This is a genomic window from Limnobacter sp., assembly GCF_046297615.1.
Taxonomy (GTDB): domain Bacteria; phylum Pseudomonadota; class Gammaproteobacteria; order Burkholderiales; family Burkholderiaceae_B; genus Limnobacter.
This window is the reverse complement of the sequence record NZ_JBKBHM010000004.1, coordinates 103,633-106,277: the sequence shown is the minus strand read 5'-3', so window position 1 is coordinate 106,277 and position 2,645 is coordinate 103,633. Positions and strand designations below refer to the sequence as shown.

The 2,645-nt window shown below is 56.6% G+C and carries 2 protein-coding genes and 1 pseudogene; all 3 read left to right on the top strand.

Translation table 11 applies throughout. The annotated features are described in order from the left end of the window. Positions 1 to 196: 196 nt before the first annotated feature. Positions 197 to 481 (top strand): DUF3467 domain-containing protein, encoded by a 285-nt coding sequence (locus ACK4FF_RS09795; protein WP_409708174.1) that lies wholly within the window; start codon positions 197 to 199, stop codon positions 479 to 481. A 12-nt stretch (positions 482 to 493) separates the two neighbouring features. Beyond that, positions 494 to 2,335 carry an efflux RND transporter periplasmic adaptor subunit gene (locus ACK4FF_RS09790; RefSeq protein ID WP_409708171.1) on the top strand — a complete coding sequence of 614 codons (1,842 nt, stop codon included), beginning with the start codon at positions 494 to 496 and terminating at the stop codon, positions 2,333 to 2,335. A 4-nt stretch (positions 2,336 to 2,339) separates the two neighbouring features. Beyond that, a pseudogene (locus ACK4FF_RS09785) lies at positions 2,340 to 2,630 on the top strand (PqqD family protein); the annotation flags it as partial. Positions 2,631 to 2,645 lie beyond the last annotated feature (15 nt).

The following is a 2,645-nucleotide window of genomic DNA, read 5'->3' as shown; positions in this document are numbered from 1 at the left end:
GGATTGACTGAGGGTGTAAACAGGGGTGGAGCATTGAATTGTGTGAACTCTTTCACTGCAAGACAGTGAAAGAATGTCAACCAATGTTAAATGCTCCACCGAGACCCACCCATTCTTTTTACAGAGGGCTTGAAAAAAGACACACTCTATCGGGTTACACCTAAATTAGTTAATTCCTGTGAGGAGTGTCTTTTCCATGACTGAAGCAAATAAAGCTGTTGAGCCAACCACGCCCCGTATTGATTGGGACGACAGCAAGATGTCCACCACCTATGCCAACGTTTGTAACGTCCTGGGTACACGCGAAGAAATCATGTTGCTGTTCGGGGCCAATCAGGCATGGCAGTCTGATTCCAAAGAAGTGAAAGTATTCCTGTCCAACCGCATCGTGTTGAACCCCTATGCAGCCAAGCGTTTGCACGCATTGCTGGAACTGGGCCTGAAGGAATACGAAGCCCGTTACGGAGAGCTCAAGCTCTGATTCTGACTGATCATGGCTGAACAGCTCGGGTTTTATCCGCCCAAGCCGGACCCCGCTATTCGGGGGCCCATCGGCTCTGCCATCGCTGATCCAATCCTGTTGGCCCAGCGGTGGCTTTCTGCGCTTCTAAGTCAGCACCAGTATTCCAACCTGGTGTGTGCCTTGGTGGTTGTGGGCGCTGCCGATGAAGGCCCATTTGAGCCCGCCGCCTACTGGCCCAACGAAAAGTCGGCCACGGCGGAGCACATCCGCAACGCGGCTGAACGCGCCATGACCACCCGCTTGCAAATCACCTTGCCCACATCAAGTGGCTTTGTGTGGGCGCAACCGCTGGTTTTGGATGGTGCGCTGTATGGCGTGTTTGTGGTGGAAATGGCCCAGAAGCAGTTTCCCATTGCCCTGCGTGAACAGTTCACGATAGGCGAGGGGTGGCTGTATTTGCCGTGGTTGCATGGGCGCACCCATGCCAGTCAAAACAATGTCAAACGCCTGGAATTGGTGATGGAACAGGTGATGGCCATCGAAGATGAGCCGTCTGCTGATGACGCCTATCAGGCCATGGTGACGAATGCAGCCAACCGCTTGGACAGCGACCGGGTTTCACTGGGCTTCGTCAAAGGCGATCGCGTCAAGCTGCAAGCCCTCTCGGCCACCTCGGATTTTCAGAAACGCATCGACCTTGTTCTGCTGCTGGAATCGGCCATGAACGAGGCCCTTGAGCAGGGCAAGCCCACAGAATTCAACCCGGCTAATCCCCCGGAGCCAGTGCTTGCGGCCACCATGCAGGCCCACCAGCAGTTGTGCAGGGATTACGGCAGTGTCCATGTGGTCGCGGTGCCGTTCACACGCTCGGCCAAAGAGGCGGGCGTTGTCCTGTTTGAATGGGCACAGGCCCCCACACCAGACACTGTGGCCATGGCCCAAGCCCTGGTGCCCGTGGTCGGGCCGATTGTGCTGTCTCGCCGACATGCTGAACGGCCGTTCCGTCAGCGTTTCACGGACTGGTGCCGTGAAGAAAAAAACCGGCTGCTGGGTGCCCAACACGGCACTCGAAAGCTGGTGTACTCCTGTGCATTGATCGTTGTGGCCTTCTGCGTGTTGGCCACCGGCGATTTCCGCGTGTCGTCCAATGCCCTGCTGGAGGGCAGTGTGCGCAGGCAGATTGCTGCGCCTTATGATGGCTTCGTGGCTTCAGCCGCTTACCGTGCCGGGCAGACGGTCAAAAAAGGCGAGGTGTTGGCCACCCTCGACGACAAAGAATTGATGCTGGAGGCTCAGCGTTGGCTCAGCCAACAGGACCAGTATGCCAAGCAGGCTCAGGATGCCCAAGCGCAGTCTGATTTGCCTCAGATCCAGATTGTGATGGCCCAGGTCGAACAGGCCAAGGCCCAGCGTCAGTTGTCTGAATCCCAGTTGGAGCGCACCAAAATTGTCGCCCCATTTGATGGCCTGCTGACTTTGGGCGACTTGTCCCAAAGCCTTGGAGGCGCCATTAAAAAAGGGCAGGTGCTGTTTGAGTTGGCACCTCTGGATGGCTATCGGGTCGTTCTGGATGTGGACGAGGCGGACATTGCGTGGCTGAAAGTCGGGCAACGTGGCAACCTGGTGGTCACCGCCATACCGGACGAAAAATTCCCTTTTGAAGTCAAGCTGATTACACCGGTGGCCAAGGTCATGGACGGCCTGAATTACTTCCGTGTCGAAGGCACTTTGCTGGCCTCGGAGGCCAGTTTGCGGCCCGGGATGGAAGGCGTGGCGAAAGTGGAAATTGACGAGCGTCGTTTGGTGTGGATTTGGACCCACCGTGCTGGCGTGTGGCTGCGTCTGAAGCTCTGGTCTTGGTTCGGGATTTGACACCATGACTGGCTCCCTGTTTTCCAGTTCATGGTATCGGGTTAAGGGTTTGAGGCCGCAGTTGCGCGGCCAGGCCCGAATTGCCCGCCATGTGTACCGCACTGAAGTGTGGTACGTGGTTCAGGACACAGCCTCAGGGAAAATGCTTCGTATTGATGAAGTGGCGCACAAGTCCCTGGCCATGCTGGATGGCCGAAAAACCGTCGAAGACATTTGGCTGGCCTTGCAGGATGAGTTGGGTGACCGGGCACCGACGCAGGATGAATTGATCGGCCTGTTTACCCAGTTGCACCAGACGAACCTGCTGCTC